This is a genomic window from Extensimonas perlucida (assembly GCF_007655255.1).
Lineage (GTDB): Bacteria > Pseudomonadota > Gammaproteobacteria > Burkholderiales > Burkholderiaceae_C > Extensimonas > Extensimonas perlucida.
In genome coordinates, this window is the sequence record NZ_VMYE01000008.1 from 27,075 (window position 1) to 42,098 (window position 15,024).

General features: G+C 61.3%; 16 protein-coding genes. 1 reads left to right on the forward strand and 15 read right to left on the reverse strand.

What is annotated here, in order from left to right; translation table 11 throughout:
- Window positions 1-140: 140 nt before the first annotated feature.
- From FK527_RS08735 to FK527_RS08745, 3 genes are all read right to left on the reverse strand, one after another.
- Window positions 141-2,024 (reverse strand): beta strand repeat-containing protein, encoded by a 1,884-nt coding sequence (locus FK527_RS08735; RefSeq protein ID WP_144728578.1) that lies wholly within the window; start codon window positions 2,022-2,024, stop codon window positions 141-143.
- 550 nt (window positions 2,025-2,574) lie between these two features.
- Window positions 2,575-3,777, reverse strand: a complete 1,203-nt coding sequence (locus FK527_RS08740; protein ID WP_144728576.1) for a trypsin-like serine protease — start codon at window positions 3,775-3,777, stop codon at window positions 2,575-2,577.
- A gap of 44 nt (window positions 3,778-3,821) precedes the next feature.
- Window positions 3,822-4,076 (reverse strand): helix-turn-helix domain-containing protein, encoded by a 255-nt coding sequence (locus FK527_RS08745; protein ID WP_144728574.1) that lies wholly within the window; start codon window positions 4,074-4,076, stop codon window positions 3,822-3,824.
- A 125-nt stretch (window positions 4,077-4,201) separates the two neighbouring features.
- Here FK527_RS08745 and FK527_RS08750 point away from each other — a divergent pair, with 125 nt between their 5' ends.
- Window positions 4,202-5,404, forward strand: a complete 1,203-nt coding sequence (locus FK527_RS08750) for a site-specific integrase (RefSeq protein WP_144728572.1) — start codon at window positions 4,202-4,204, stop codon at window positions 5,402-5,404.
- A gap of 82 nt (window positions 5,405-5,486) precedes the next feature.
- Here the strand turns inward: FK527_RS08750 and FK527_RS08755 are convergent, their stop codons facing one another.
- The 12 genes from FK527_RS08755 to FK527_RS08810 all read right to left on the reverse strand — a co-directional run bounded on the left by FK527_RS08755 (window position 5,487) and on the right by FK527_RS08810 (window position 14,966).
- Window positions 5,487-6,443 (reverse strand): nucleotidyl transferase AbiEii/AbiGii toxin family protein, encoded by a 957-nt coding sequence (locus FK527_RS08755; RefSeq protein ID WP_144728570.1) that lies wholly within the window; start codon window positions 6,441-6,443, stop codon window positions 5,487-5,489.
- On the reverse strand, window positions 6,415-6,840 hold the full coding sequence (locus FK527_RS08760; RefSeq protein WP_144728568.1) for a DUF6088 family protein: 426 nt from the start codon (window positions 6,838-6,840) through the stop codon (window positions 6,415-6,417). Before FK527_RS08760 ends, FK527_RS08755 begins: the two co-directional genes overlap by 29 nt.
- Window positions 6,841-7,033: 193 nt before the next feature.
- Entirely contained in the window at window positions 7,034-7,462 is a 429-nt protein-coding gene (locus tag FK527_RS08765; protein ID WP_144728566.1) for a holin family protein, read from the reverse strand.
- On the reverse strand, window positions 7,459-7,977 hold the full coding sequence (locus FK527_RS08770; protein ID WP_144728564.1) for a glycoside hydrolase family 108 protein: 519 nt from the start codon (window positions 7,975-7,977) through the stop codon (window positions 7,459-7,461). The genes FK527_RS08765 and FK527_RS08770 overlap by 4 nt, the downstream gene beginning before the upstream one ends.
- Complete coding sequence (locus FK527_RS08775) at window positions 7,974-8,303, reverse strand: phage holin family protein (protein ID WP_020685874.1); 330 nt, start codon at window positions 8,301-8,303, stop codon at window positions 7,974-7,976. The genes FK527_RS08770 and FK527_RS08775 overlap by 4 nt, the downstream gene beginning before the upstream one ends.
- A 10-nt stretch (window positions 8,304-8,313) precedes the next feature.
- Complete coding sequence (locus tag FK527_RS08780) at window positions 8,314-9,387, reverse strand: phage late control D family protein (RefSeq protein WP_144728562.1); 1,074 nt, start codon at window positions 9,385-9,387, stop codon at window positions 8,314-8,316.
- Window positions 9,388-9,397: 10 nt separating this feature from the next.
- Entirely contained in the window at window positions 9,398-9,616 is a 219-nt protein-coding gene (locus FK527_RS08785; protein WP_144728560.1) for a tail protein X, read from the reverse strand.
- The gene (locus tag FK527_RS08790; protein WP_144728558.1) at window positions 9,613-10,011 is read right to left on the reverse strand and encodes a phage tail protein; all 399 of its coding nucleotides are present in this window, start codon (window positions 10,009-10,011) and stop codon (window positions 9,613-9,615) included. Before FK527_RS08790 ends, FK527_RS08785 begins: the two co-directional genes overlap by 4 nt.
- Window positions 10,012-10,033: 22 nt before the next feature.
- The gene (locus FK527_RS08795; protein WP_144728556.1) at window positions 10,034-12,838 is read right to left on the reverse strand and encodes a phage tail tape measure protein; all 2,805 of its coding nucleotides are present in this window, start codon (window positions 12,836-12,838) and stop codon (window positions 10,034-10,036) included.
- A gap of 152 nt (window positions 12,839-12,990) precedes the next feature.
- A complete protein-coding gene (locus tag FK527_RS08800) occupies window positions 12,991-13,239 on the reverse strand; it encodes a phage tail assembly protein (RefSeq protein ID WP_144728554.1) in 249 nt (82 codons plus the stop codon).
- A gap of 24 nt (window positions 13,240-13,263) precedes the next feature.
- Complete coding sequence (locus FK527_RS08805; RefSeq protein WP_144728552.1) at window positions 13,264-13,776, reverse strand: phage major tail tube protein; 513 nt, start codon at window positions 13,774-13,776, stop codon at window positions 13,264-13,266.
- A complete protein-coding gene (locus tag FK527_RS08810) occupies window positions 13,776-14,966 on the reverse strand; it encodes a phage tail sheath protein (RefSeq protein WP_144728550.1) in 1,191 nt (396 codons plus the stop codon). The genes FK527_RS08805 and FK527_RS08810 overlap by 1 nt, the downstream gene beginning before the upstream one ends.
- Between the last annotated feature and the right edge of the window lie 58 nt (window positions 14,967-15,024).

Sequence of the window (15,024 nt, forward strand, 5' to 3'; positions counted from 1 at the left end):
ATTCCTTTGGATGTATGCGGAGTTTTTTCTTGTTGCTCGCAGGTCAATCAACAAGAAAAAACCCCGCCCCTTGAACAGGAGACGGGGTTTAGAACTTCTTGTCCGGCAAACCTAAGTTTGCCAGACATCTCATGGAGAGATTAGAAGTTGATGAAGGTCTCGGACACAGCACCCACGCCCGTCAGCTTGATGACCAAGTCATCAGCCGCCGTGAAGTTACCGTCCTTGTTGGCATCGACGAACACGAAGCTGTCGAGACCGATCTTCGTGTAGGCGACGCCACGATCACCCGCCGGCGTGTTGAACAGATCAACAATGCTGGTCAGGTTGGTGTCAGCCGTAACAGAAGCGGATACATCTGCAACGCCACGCTGGGAACCGGTGAAACCAAAGTTGGTCAGGTCCAGACGGTCGGAGGTGTTAGCCACCGGAGTCGTGTCACCGATCGAATCGAACTTGATCACTTCATCGAAGCCGGTGTCGCCACCCAGGGTGATCTTGCCATCCTTGGAGGTGTCGGTGATCTGCGAGTCGGTAGCGGCCTTCAGCACGAAGGTGTCACGGACTGCACCAACAGCACCAGCCTTAGCATCCAAGGTCACGACGTCAGCACCCTTACCGGTGTAGATGACGTCGCCAGCCTTACCAGCCTTGTAGGTGTCAACACCTTCCGAACCAGTGTAAGCAACGCCCTTAGCATGGCCAGTGAAGTCGATCGTCACGTTGCCGGTGGAGCCAGTCGCGTCAACCTTGGTCACAACACCGATGGTGGTAGCGCTGGACAGATCAACAGAGGCGTCGCCCTTGATGGTCAGGACTTCAGCCTTGTCAGCTGTCAGTTTGGCGGTCAGGGAGAGTTTGGAAGCCTTCAATGCGTCAGTGCCGCCGTCCAGCGTAGCAGCATTGGCCTGCACCACCAGGTTCTCGACGTTGGCGACGGTGACATCAACGCCCTTGATGTTGCCATCAGCACCATTGTCCTTGTTGCCGTCATTCAGCGTGGCGACCAAGGTAAAGGTTTCAGCATCGCCCTTAGCGGTCGTACCTGCGTAATCCTTGCCAACAACGGTAATAGCTTTGGCTACATCGAAGTCACCGTTGGTCTTAGCCTTGCTAGCGATGTTCAGCGTGAAAGTATCAGCTGCATTCGCGAACTTAACTACATCAGCCAGAGCACCGGCGATGGCTTCATCGATCTGAACGGTAGCGAAGCTGTTCAGGGAAACATCGTAGTCGCCCTTGCCGCCCGAAACATCCAGGGTTTCGAAGTTAGTGATGTACTTCGAGGTGGTAGCGTCCAGCTTGGAGCCATCGGTGATGTTGATGATGTCGGTACCATCACCGCCATTCACGCCCTTGTCGAAGGCAGCCAGGTTAGCACCGACGTACAGAGTGTCGTTGCCAGCGCCCAGGTTGGCGGAAGAGCCAGCCTTAGCAACCGCATCAGCGTCGATCACGTCGTTGCCAGTACCGGTCGTGATGGTCACAGCCTTAGCAGACTCGGTCAGTTCAGCCTTGATAGCGCCGGTCGAAGCAGAAGCGTCGAACGTGGTGACCTTGGCCAGCGCAGCGCCGCTCAGATCGACCGAACCAGCGCCAGTGATGGTCACCTTGGTCAGGGTTGCACCGCTGTCGGTGAAGGTCAGCGCGTTGGTGCCCGTCGCCGCGATGGTCGCGGTGGTGATCACATCTGCCTTGGTCGAATCAACTTTGACGTAGGCGTTGTTCGTGGTGATGTTGGCAGTGGTGGCTGCGCTGGCGTTATCAACGCCCAGATCCAGAGTGATCGGGGTAATCGTGCCTGCGACGTTGGTACCGACCGTATCCAGCTTCAGGGCCAGCGTGGTCGCAGTGCCGGCGGTGCCAGCGACATTGACGTTCTGGTTTTGATTCTTGATGGTCAGGTCAGCCAGTGCGCCGATTGCCTTCAAGCTACCAGCGGTCGTGCTGTCAGCTACGGTCACGGCGGACAGGCCCGTGGCATTTGACAGATTCAGGATAGCCTTTGCATCAGCAAAGCGCACGTTGACGTTTTCGATGTTCTTGATGGTTGCAGCGACCTCGTTAGCCTGAGCCAGGGTAGCCGTAAGCGTGTCGGTGCCAGCGCCGCCGTCGATCGCATCGACGCTTTGCAGGGTGTTGATCAGGTTGCCAGCGCCATCTTGAGCAGCAGCTGCGGTGAAGGTGTCGTTGCCCGAGGTGCCGGTGAAGGCAGAGCCGCTGTCCTGATTAACAGTGAGCGTAATAGCCAGCTACTCTGCAATCTCTTTGTAAGTCAAAGACTTACGCGCGTTTTGAAGCCTCCTAAGCACCCACTTCCGACCACTTTCCTACCGCAAAAGGCATATTTTCAGTCTGATCGGATATTTCCTTTGTCTTTTCAAAGACTTAGCCGCATCACCTATCTATATAGACGCAATTTGCAGCCAATCCGACGTACCAACTACCTACCAACCGAAGCCATCTAATGCAAAGGCCACCCAATGTGTCTCATCAGGTGGCCTTTGTGCCTTTTGGGGTGGCACAGGATGCTGTGCTCATTGTGGCGGCTGAGGCGGTTTTTGTGCCTCTGCTTTATGCGAACCAACCGTCATCATCGAGGATGGTACGCACCGCCGTGAGCTTGATCACTCCCTCACCAAAGCTGCCACCCACGGGGTTGAAAACGTCGAGATAGAAGTATTCGCTGGGCTCGGGCGTGCTGTCGCCGATGATCTCCACCGGGATGACCGCCTGGTTCTCATCGGGATACAGGTTCAGTGTGCCACTGACGGCAAGGTAGTCGGTTCCACCCAAGGCCGAGCCATCTCGCGTGGCGTAGTCCACGCTCAGAATCTCATTGGGGTTACTGCGCACGCCGGTGAACTGCAGCAGGAAGTAGGCGTAGCTGGTACCGCTGTTGCCCTCGGCTACTTCCTTCTTGACCTCCTCCGGCTTAGTCGGTGCGTTCGGATAGTGGGCTCGCAGACTCTGGTCGATCCACTGTTGATAGGCACTGACCCGCTGCCAGGCGGCGATTTCGCCGAAACTGCTGTTTGTGCTGCTATCGATATCAGGGTTGATGCTGCCCCGAGTCAGGCTGGCGGTGTAGCTTGCGACGCCGGCAAGCTTGTTCTGGAGGAAGGCTGGACCGCCGCTGTCACCTGATGCAATCAGGCCTTCATCAAGTCCTCGGCCGGTGTCATAGCGATAGATTAATTGGCCCAGTGCATCGTTGGTGGAGGTGCCGTTGTCGAAGTCGGCTATCAGTTGTGTGCCGGAGAGCGGTGTCCAAGCCATTCCTGAGCCGAGATAGCTTTTAAGTGTCGCTGCATCAGCATCGAACTGATTCGACGCCTTGAGCCGGATGGGAGTGGCGGTGTCGCTGCTGGTCGCGCCAGTGCTTCCCGTGCCGGTTCGGCCATAGCCTGAGAAGTTGAAGGCTTGGCCGATCTCGTCGCTGTCACGGTAGATGTCGTAGCGATCGGCCAACACAGGCGCAGTGCCGGACAGCCAGACAATCGCCAGATCGTTATTGCTGTCTACGTCGTACCCCGGGTGCTGGAGGATTTCGGTCGCGGTCAGCGTTTGCGTCCCTCTCCCCGTTTCGAAGGTGACGGTGGCAGATCCCGTCCGTCCTTCGAACAGGTGAGCAGCCGTCAGAATGGCTCGGCCGTCAAAAAGCAAAGTCCCCGTGCCGTAGTAGCCACCAAAGCTCACACGAACTACACCATCGTAACCGTCACCCGGATAGGTACGGTAGCGGGAATCGGTGTAGTAGGTGGTCGTGGTTACCATCGGAGATAAGTCAGCTGCGGAAAACTGCACATTGTCTCAAACGCTCAGTTTCCTTGCGACGCTTTCGCCTGTTCGGCCTTCAGGATTACCCCGATAGCCCCGTCATCGCGAGTGATGAATTCGATGCCGGCCAGGCTCAGGGCCTTGACCACCTTGTTCAGCGTGGAGCTTCGGCTGTCGGCCAGCGCTCCTTCCATGCGCAGCAGTGCCGACATCGAGATGCCCGAGGCCTTGAGCAGGTCCTCCCGGCTCCAGCCCAGCATCGCGCGTGCGGCACGGATCTGTCTTCCGTCGATCATGGTCGACTCCTCTTCTTTCTTGCCCGGTCTTGGTAGGTAAATATTCTGGTCTATCGGACGCTTTTTGTGCCCTTTCCGGCGCATTGTATCGTAATATGACCCTCAATTGATAGAGGAGCACGACGATGCCAGCACAAGCGTTGACGACCGAATTCCTGGCGACCCTGCCAGGTCGCGAGCCTGCCTCCGGGGCCGTGAGTTACTTCGATACGGAGATCAAGGGCTTCTTGCTGGAGCATCGCGCCAGTGGCGGAGCGACCTTCTACTTCCGCTACCGCGATGCCGCCGGCAAGGTGCGACTGAACCGGATTGGCCGGGCCGATGAGATTTCGGTGTCGGACGCCCGGGCCAAGGCGCACAAGATGAAGCAGATGGTCACCGAGGGTGGCGACCCCAAGGTGGAGAGCCATCGTTTCAAAGATGTACCGACCTTCGGGGATTTCGTGGCCGAGCGCTACCTGCCCTACGCCAAGACGAGGAAGCGCAGCTGGGAGACGGACGAGACGATGCTGCGCAATCACCTGCTGCCGGTGTTTGCCGATTTCCGGATGAACCGGATCACCCGCTCGGATGTGGTGGCCTTCCACCACGCGGTGTTCGAGAAGGGCTACGCAGCCGGCACCTGCAACCGGATGATCGTGCTGATGAAGTTCATCTACAACTGCGCGATCCGCTGGGACATCCTGCCGCCCAAGGGCAATCCCTGTGATGGCGTGGAGCCCTTTGAGGATCACGGTGCGCGGGAGCGTTACCTGACGACCGAGGAGGTGCAGCGGCTGTTTGATGAGCTGGACACCAACCGCAATGTGCAGGTCGGCCAGGTGATCCGGTTGCTGCTCTACACAGGTGCTCGCAAGCGCGAGATCCTGGACGCCCGGTGGGACGAGATCGATTTCAACCGCCGGATGCTGACGGTGCCGGCGGCGCGGTCGAAGTCGAAGAAGCCACGCCACATTCCGCTCTCCGATGCGGCGGTGGAATTGCTGCAGTCGCTGCCCCGGCAGGACGACATCCCCTGGGTGTTCTTCAACCCGAAGACGAAGAAGCCACCGGTGTCGATCTTCTACGCCTGGGACTCGATCCGCAAAAAGGTCGGGCTGGAGGAAGTGCGGCTGCACGACCTGCGCCACAGCTACGCGAGTTTCCTGGTCAATGCCGGGCGGTCGCTCTACGAGGTGCAAAAGCTCCTCGGCCACCACGATCCGAAGGTAACGATGCGCTACGCGCACCTGTCGCCGCAGGCGATGCTGGAGGCGGTCAATGTGGTGGGGAATGTCGTGGGACGGCGGCCGGTGGTGAATCAATCGGCGGCGGTGGCCACCGCCTGATTTTTTGTCCGAAGAATGTCATCACTTTTCGGACAACGCTGGAGAGGAATGGAGCGCGACACATTGCTGTCGCGCTTTTGCTTTATGCCTTCAGCTGCCCGATCAGGGACTCAGCCAACTCGATGAACACTGCCCGGGCCTCGGCAAATGTTACCGGCTCTCCGAACACCAGCTCATCAACGAAGCGAAGGTAGTCGCGCTCGAAGGCGTCCGCCTCGTGGTGCAAGGCATCCAGGACCACGCGCATCTGCCCTACGGGGTCTTCTTCAAATTCTGGGTACTGGTTGCGGAACTGGGTCGCATCGCCAGCCACCAGTGCTGCAAAGTGTTCGTGCGGCAGCGCCAGCCTTTCACGCCCTCGGGCGATGGCTCTCACATCGTAGAGGTGACGAACCAAGCGGTCGTCGTAGTCGGCACGATTGCGACCGGCGCGGGCTTCTGCCGTTCGGCGCAGGAAAGACAGCACCTTTTCAGCGAGGGTTTCCTCGACGCCAATGCACTCCACATGCAAATCCGTCCTGGGCGCCTGGATCAGGGCATCCAGCATGGACGCGATGGGCAGCGGTGCCGTGGGCAGCACAGGCGGGCGGGCATTGAGCTCCACTTTGATCTCTGGCCGCAGGCTGGCCACCGGCGCAAAGCGGCTCTCGTAATGCAGATTCAGTGAGACGTAGCTGTTCTCGTCGCGGGCGATGATCTCGTTGGCCGGCACCGCAAAGCCAGCGTCCACCAGCACGGCGGCCAAGCGTTTCTTGAAATGGCTGAGCAAGCGACTGCGCGCACTGCGCGACAAACCCTGCGGCAGCACCAGCTTGAAATCGATGTCTTCGGACATCCGCTCGATCAGTCCGTGCGCTTTGGAGAGGCAGGTTCCGCCGCAAAACACCAACTGGATGCCATCGCTGTCCACCGCCACGACGGTGCGCAGCACTTCGGTGATCAGAAGGTCTTTCTCGAAGATACCGGGGGGCAACGAAGTGAGCCCTTCGTTGCGCACATCCAGGATCAGGTCATGCTCGCGCGCTGTAATGGTTTTCATAGCGCACGGTGCTGATGCCGACGGTGATCTTGCGGGAAATACGACGCTGGCCGGTGTTGAACGTCGTGCGCACCGGAATCTGTGTGGTCTTGCCCTCGACGTAGTCGGCTTGGGCGCGGCCCAGTTGCACAGGCACTCCCAGCTTCTCTAGCGCTTCTTGCGCCAGCTCTTCCAGGGACACACGCGGCACCGGTTTGCCGGACAAGGTGCTCGGACGTGCTTTGGCGTAGACGCCATAACCGAGGCGAACGATCTTGCCCGCCTCGATCAGCTCCTTGATCGCCCGGCTGATCTGGCTGGGGCTACCCATGGTCTCGAAATCCGCGCGTAGGACAACCTCGCCCTTGCGCAGGGCGATGGAACGAACCATCCTGTCTTTGACGCTGAGTCGGCTCATGGCGACCTCCGATGTGATGCAAACATTGCTCATACACTGTACTCGATCTTGACTTTTATTTCTAGTCAATCCCTGTGTTTTTTGATGCAATGATTGCTCATTGTAAAAACGAAAAATCCCCCGACCCCACCACCTGTGAAGGCAGTGAGATCGGGGGATCGTCGTTTCAGATTGTCGTGCTCGGCAACACCGGTCAGCGTGCCGGCCCACGCCACTTGTCGAAGCTGCGCGCCCCGGTGTAGCCCAGGTAGCCGGCACCGAAGAGCCACCACAGACTCTCGGGTACCGCGCCCAGCAGCTTGTTCAGGTTCTCCGCTGCCTGGAATACGTGCATCGGCCACCAGATGCCGATGATGGCGCCCATCACGCACAGCAGGATCACCCCGTAGATCACGTACAGGAAGGTCGGACGTGCCCGGCTGGTCCAGGGATCGGCCGAGTTGGCTTCGGCCAGGATCGCCGACAGGCTGGTCTGCATCTCCTGCAGCGCCAGTTGCCCTTCCGCCTGCAGCAGTGCGAGCTTGGCCTTTTCGCGCTCGGCAGGATCGGGCACCAAGCGGTCGATCAGCCGACTGCCGGCTTCGAGCAGTCCCGGCGCCAAGGTGGGCAGTATCGGAATCATACGAGGCCCTCCACAAATTCAGCCATCCGGTTCATCCAGCCAGCGGCGAAGGCCGACTGCCTGGGATCGTTGGTAATCAGCCGTCCAAGATGACGCAGGCGCTGACCCAGCACCTTGCCGTAGAGCGCACCTTGGTCGGCTTTTGCGATGGCTGCCTGGGTCTTGGGACCGATCACACCATCTGCGGTAACGCCCAGCGCTGCCTGCAGCCATTGCACGGCTCGCTTGGGTCCGGAATGCACACCGGCATCGACCAGCAGATGCAGCAGCGCCGGATGATTGATGGTCTCGAATCTGGGGCCGGTGATGTACTGCTGGCGGTAGATGGCACGGGCTTGAGTTTCCGTCAGCGCCTGGACTTCAGCAGCCGTGGCCGGTCGACCGAGCTTGCGCCATGCCCCAAGCGTCTGCGCAGTGATGCCGAAGTTCGTTGGCCCGCCCCGGTCAGCCGGATGATTCACGTAGCCGCCCTCACGGCGGATGATCTCGTCGAGGATGGTGTCGATGGCGTTCATGGCCGCTCCTTGTTGGCGGAATTGCCCAGACGCGTCTGCGCCCAGCGCTCCAGTTGGTAGATAGCCTGGCTGCCCATGTGGCCGGAAATACCGACCAAGGCTGCGGTCACCAGGGGATTGAACTGCGCGGCCTCGCACAGCCAGAAGGTGATGAGACCGGCAAACGCCGAGGTGGCGATCTCACCGATGAGCTCGACCACGTTGAAGGCACGGGTCTCACCGGATTTGACCTTGCGGTAGAAATTGACCAGGCCACCCCAGGCGGCCAGGCCCGTCACCCACAGGTAGGTGATCAGGCCGTAGGTCGAAGGATCTTTTTCGGGCACGGTGTCCTCCTTATGCGTTGTGTTCAGCGGGGTTATCGGTCACTGGCACGGCCGAAGCGGTGAAGCGCTCGCACTCGACCTGCGCCGTGTAGCCCTGGCTGCCCAGGCGGTGCTCGACGCGCTTGATGCGCCAGTCGGTCGGGATGCCGGGGCGCAGAGAAAGCGACAGCCGTCCCTCGGCAGCGAGTCGTGGATCACCCGGCAGGCTGAAACTCAACTCACCTTGCCTCCGTTCACCGGTGTTCTTGCGGGTGGCAGCCGCCGCCTTGGCTTCCGCCTCAGTGGCGTGGACATAGCGGATTTCCTCAAACGGTGGTGAGCCGGTGGTCACTTCCCGGCGCTCGCCTTTCTCGAAATCCCACCAGTAGGCTTTGGTGCCACCGGTTGCTGTCGTCGGTGGCTTTTGCGTATCGTGGTTGCTGGTGGTGCCGCTGCCCCCGGGTTTGCGGGCCGAGTGTCGGTAGCGCCATTCGGCGAGATCACTGGATCTGAGGGTGATCGTCGGCATCACCTGTCCGGTAATGGTCTTGATCGACCCCTGCTTAGCCAGTACCAGGAAGCCAGCGACGGGCTTGGCCACAGCATCGTGCTTGGCCGCGAGACGCGTCAGCAGCGCCATGTCCGATTCGGCGGTCTGATCCAGATGCGGGATCGCAATGGCGCCCAGCTCCGGATCGATCTTGGCCTGATAGCGGTGCTCGGCAGCGATGGTCTCGGCCAGTTGGCCAAGCGTCGTCGCATCCCAGGAGCGGGTCTTGGGACTGCGAAACGGCCCCACCATATCGGCCGCCTTGGCCGAGACCGTCAGCGTAGCCGGTGGCGAGCGGATCTCGACCTCATCGACGATGAAGCGCCCCAAGGACACCAGCCGGGTTTCGGCATAGCCCAGCGACACGGTGAGCACCGTACCGATGCGCGGCAGCTCAGCAATCGCGCCGTCCTCACGGCGACGATCATCGAGGGTCAGCTTCAGCTCATCGGACTGGATGCCGGCTTCGTCGGTCACGACCAGTTCGAGCAGCCGGTCGCGGATCGCGCCGGTAATCTCTACAAGGTCAGCGTAGATGCGGAAGATCGGTTGCATCTTCCCCTCCTCACGACCACAGCCGGATCACCGGCGCTTCAGTCGGCAGCGGCAGATCGGGCAACTCGACCACCAGGCCAGCCACAAGGACCGGGGACAACTGGGCCAACTGCGGATTGGCTTCGAGCACGGCGGTCAATACATCGCTGCGCCCGTAATGCCGCCAGACCAGATCGTCGAGCACATCGCCATCACGGGTGATCACCCGTTTGAAGATCGGCCGGGTCATGGCTGATCCTCCCCATAGGCCTTGAGCTTGATGCGGAACTCGATCCGGCGCGCTTGACCGTCATCGGCAAACACCGTGCGGGTATCGCCAATCTCAGTGATCACCCAGGCACCCCAGATGCGGCCCAGGCCATCGACCAGTTGCAGCGGCTTGCCGGCGTCCGCCAGCGCACGCATCGCATCGACTTGGCCGAGGCCACCCTTGAAGCTCGGGTAGATCACGCCGTCGAGTTCGATCTCGCCGACGTTCCGGCCGACAAACTGCAGAGCCGGATCGCGGTGGATACGCGCCTGCTCCAGCCAGCGCCAGGACTGGTTCAGCGAGAACTTCTGGTAGGCGAGCGTACTGACCTCAAAACGAAACTCGCCCAGGCCCAACATCACTCGTTCGGCCATGGCACACCTCCCAACAGAAAAATCAGTCGTACATCGCCGCAGCCGGACTGCGGGTGGTCTCGCGCACCAGCGCACGCAGGCGCGACTCGATGAGTGCGGCGATCTCGCGCGCATCCATCCCGGGCGGAGCATTGACCGTGATCGGAGCGGACAGCGAGACACTGGTGTTGCCACGCACAGCCAGTGGTTGAGCCGGCATCGTCACCGGTCTGGCACCCGCCACTGACGGACTGCCCGCTGACATCGGCGCGATGCCGACGGGTGCGGTGCCGACGGAGGGGCGTGGCGCGACCAGCGCAGCAGTGCCACCGACCGCTGCCGGACGCGCAGTAGCCGGAGCCGTGGCAGTGGGCGACGCCGGCTTATCGCTACCGAAGAGCGAACCGAACCAGTCGCCGACCTGCTTGCCGGCATTCATCACCCAGCCGATCTTGCCGGCGATCCAGTCGATGGCGGTCGCGACCGTGCCCATGATGTCGGACCATAGCTGCGTGAAATAACCCGCCACGGGTTGCCAGGCGGCGCTGAACGATGCCATGGGTGAGAACGACAATAAGGCGTTGAAGGTGTCGATCACCCAGCCAGCAAGGGCTCCCACGGCTTGAATCGGTGAGGTCAGCACCGTAAATGCTGTGCTCAACCCGCTGCCGATCACCGTCCCGAGCGATTGGCCCGAGGCTGAGAGCGCAGCGAACTCGTCCTGGGTGAGCGTCACCGGCGCGAGCAGCTTCCCAATCCAACCTACAACCTGGCTCACGCCGTCAGCCAAGAAGCCAAACACGAAGGCGACCGCCTGGCCAATCGGCGCGAGCGGTGCCAGTGCCGTGGAAAGATTACTGATCGCTGGCTGCAAGGCCGATTGGATGCCTTCGAACACGCCGCCGACATACGCAGCAATGGGGTCCCAGTATTTGCGGATCACCAGCGCCAGGCCTGCAACCGCAGCACCAATCCCGGCCACGATCCAGGTGATCGGGTTGGCCAAGAGCGCTACTGTGGTCGCACCAATCGCAGGTAGCATTGCCCAGAAGGCCAGCGCCGCCGACTTGATGGGCGCGATCAGCCCGAGGGCTCCGGTCTGAATCCGACCCCAGGCCAGCGACAAAATGCTGGCACTGGTTCCAGTGGCCGCCGCCTGCACTTGCAACAGCGCCAATCCCGCACGGGCTGATTGGAATGCGGTGTTGGCGGCCAGGATCGGCCCCTTCACGAAAGTCCAGGCGTAACCCAGTGCGATGGTGGCCACCTTCAAGCCCAGCACGGCACCGACGGTGCCCACCACCACTTGCGTGACGATAGGAAAGCGTTCGGCCAGGTTGGCCAGACTGTCGATGGGCCCCATCAGCGCGCCCACCAGGCTGTTCAAGGTCGGCAGCAGTGCATTGCCTACCGTGATGCCCAGCCGGCTCATCTGGTTCTTCAGGAGCTGCAGGTTGTTCGCGGTGGTGGCCGAGCGTGCTTCGTACTCCTTCTGCATCGAGCCCGCATAGGCGGTCTGATCGGCCACCAGGCCCACCGCCTTCTCGTAGGTCTCCATCGACCCCACCAGCTTGGCGATGTCGTCGGCGTACTCCATGCCGAACAGATCAGACAGGGTGCCCATCAGATCGGGGGCGTTCTTCACCTGCCGCAGGAAGGTCGTCAGCGCCCCTTGGGCATCGCGCTGGATCATCTTCTTCATGACCTCAGCAGACAGCCCGATGTCCTGCAAGCCTTGCTGGAACTTCTCGTTCTGCTTGTCGGCGGTCGCCAACTTCATCAAGAGCGCATTGATGCCGGTCGCGGCGACTTCGGGTGGTGTCTTAAGCGCCAGGAAGGTCGCCCCCAGGGCGTTCAACTGCGCGCCGGACAGGCCGAAGAGCTTCGCCGTCGAGCCCGCCCGGTTGGCGATGTTCAGGAGATCGGATGCCTTGGCGTCCATATTGTTGGACAGGTGGTTGATCGCGTCGCCGAGTTTGACCACCTCGTCCTGGGTCAATCCGAAGATCGAGCGCAGGCCCGTCATGGCCGCGCCGGCCTGCTGGCCCGACAGGTCAAAGGCCACGCCCATTTTGGCGGCGTCCTCGGCAAAGCGCAGCAACTCCTCGCGGGCGATGCCGGCCTGGCCGGCCGCCGCGACGATGGCGCCGATGCCGTCAGCAGCCATCGGAATGCGGGTCGACATCAAGAGCACATCTTTGGACATCTGCCCGAATTGATCCGGCGTGTCGAAATTGACCACCTTCTTGACGTCGGCCATCACCGACTCAAACTGGACAGCCGGTTGCACCAAACCGTAGAGCGCACCGCCCAGGGCCACCGCATCCATCATCTGGGCACGGTAGGCGCTGCGGTTCTCGAGATTACGGGCCTGTGCCTGTTGGGCGCGGGTCAGGGCTTCGGTGCGGGTACGCAGGGTTTCGAGCTGACTGCCGAGGCGCGCAGACTCACTGCCCATGGCGCGGGTGTTCACCCCAGCCCGGGTCAAAGAGGTGCTCAGTTCATCGACGGCCGAGCGCTGGCGACGGTAGGCCTCTTCAGCACGGGTGGCAGCGGCACGAGCACGTTCCAGTTCACGGGTCTGCTTGGCCGTGGCGCCGCCATCCTGGCCGGCAATGTTCGCTTCCAGCCCGGAAACCTTCTGCTGCGCCGCGCGCATGGCGAGCGCTGCATCCCGAGCTTGGGTGCGCAGGGTTTCCAGCTGACGGATACCGGACTGTTTGTTGCCCAGCTCGGCCATCGTGGAGCCCAGCTGGTTCAACTGCGCCTGGGCACCGCGAACCGCCGAGCCGAGCGAGGCCGCCAGCGTGGCACCGATGCTGATCTGAACAGGATGCGCTGTGGCCATGGGCAAACCTCAGGAAGACGGCGTGGCAGACAAGCGCCGCGCCAATGACAAGGCCTCGACCAACTCACTCACCTCCAGGGCGAGCAACTCGGATCGAGGCCAGTGGGTGTAGAGGGCGAGCTCCACCACGAGGGCGGACAGCTCACCCGGATTCACTGCAAAAAACCGCCCAGCACCTTCTGCAGTTGGGCGTAGTCCTTCATATCCAGCTGGTGAATCGCCGCCGGCGGCAACTCAGCCAGGTTGGCGATCAGCCGGATCTCGCGCTCGGCGTCCGTCCCGGCCGACTTCTGCGCCGCCAGGTGGTCGCCCACCGTGGGACGGCGCAGCGCGATGTCGGCAATCGGCACGCCGTCGTGCTCGATGGGAAAATTCAGTTTGATGCGTTCAGCCATGCTCATGGGGGGCTCCTTATCCTTCATTCATCACAAACCAATCGCCGCACGAATGGCTTCCATCTGATCGGTACCGCCCACCTTTCTGACCAGGTTGATGGCGTCGATCTCGATCAGCTCCTCGTCATCGATGGTGAGCTTGTAGTAGCTGGCGGCCACCGAGACCTTGAGGGTGCTTTTGTCGCCGGGCTTCCAGGTGCCGGCATCGAGCTCCTTCCAGCCACCGCGCAGATTGACGATGACGGGTTTGGCTTCCGACCCCTGTGCCTGAATGGCGCCCCGGATGGTGATCTGGGTGGCGGCGTTGTCCAGCAGGCCGAAGAGCTTGAAGACTTCCGGATCGTGGTCGGCGATGGTCAGCTCGGCTTCGAGCTTTTCCATACCGAGATCGATCTCGACTGGCAGATCCATCCCCCCCGCACGGTGCTCCTCGGTCTTCAAGGTGAGCTTGGGCAGTTGAATCTCGTCGATGCGCCCGGCGTAACCCCGGCCGTCGACGAAGAGGTTCATGTTCTTCAGAACACGCGGCAGTTCGATGGCCATTACAGAATCTCCTCGAGATAGTCATCGACCAGGTGCGAGCGGAAGATGATGTGCTCGGCCGGGTACGGCGGGGTGAAGTCGAAGTTGAAATAAATCTTGCCGTCGGCAATGGACTGCGGTGAGTTCAGATCCGGATCGGCCCAGCACTTGCCGCCGAGGATCGCGCCCTGCGCCTTCAACTGCCGCAGATAGGCGTTCACCCCCTCCGTGACTTCTCCCACGTAGGTCTTGGTGATGTTGCGATCCACCGCCCAGAGGTGGGCTCGGAGCAGCGACTCGTTGATCATGTCGGCGGTGCGCCGCACACTGAGGAAGGCCCACTTCGGGTCTGAAGAACAGGTGCGGTTGCCCCACAGGCGGTAGCCATCCTCCTGAATGATGGTGGCCACCTCGTTCTCGTTGAGCAGGTTGGCCCGAGCATTCGGATCGCCCAGCGCAAAATCCACCGGGCGGTGGCTGCCAAGGATGCCGTTGATGACATTGTTCGAGGGCGACCACCAGAACCCCCGGTCGTTGTCGATCTTGGCAATCAGGCCTGCGACGCGTGCTGAAACGGGCTCGGTCACCACCGTCCCGTTCTTCATCACCTTGACGTGCGGATCGACCACGTAGATGCGCGGCGAACCCCAGTCCTCGCGGTAGTCGATGGCGGCGGCGTCCGTGGTGTTGGGGCCGTCGGCGATGATCACCGCGCGCAGGCGCTCGGCAATGCCGAGCAGTTCGGCCACAACGGGGTTTGCCAACTGACGGGTGTCATCATCAGGGTCTATGGGGCGCTGATGCGTGAAACCCGGGGCGATCAAAATGCGCGGCGTGACCTTGGCGACCGACTGTGCCGCCAGCAGCGCCTGCAGGCCGAGGTACTGACCGGTCTCATCAACGCCACCGAGCACGTGGGTCTGTGTCTCGGCTTCGGTCGCCCCTTCTGCTACCCGGATCACGACCACCAGGGCACCGGCCTGATCGAAGATGCCGTCGATGGCCATGGGCAAGGTGCCGGTGGCACCCAGCTTGGCTGCCTCCAGGCGAGAGCCGGCAATGAGCACTGGCGTGTTCAAGGGAAATCGCTGTTCATCCGCATCCGGTGCGGTGCCGACAAGCCCGATCACGGAGGATCGGACGGTGCGAATGGGACGCGGGCCGTTGTCGATTTCAACGACCTCGACCCCGTGAAGAAAGTGATCTGCCATGGGTGGGCTCCAGAAACAAAAAATCCGCCAGCGGCGGATCGGGTGAATGGGGGATTGC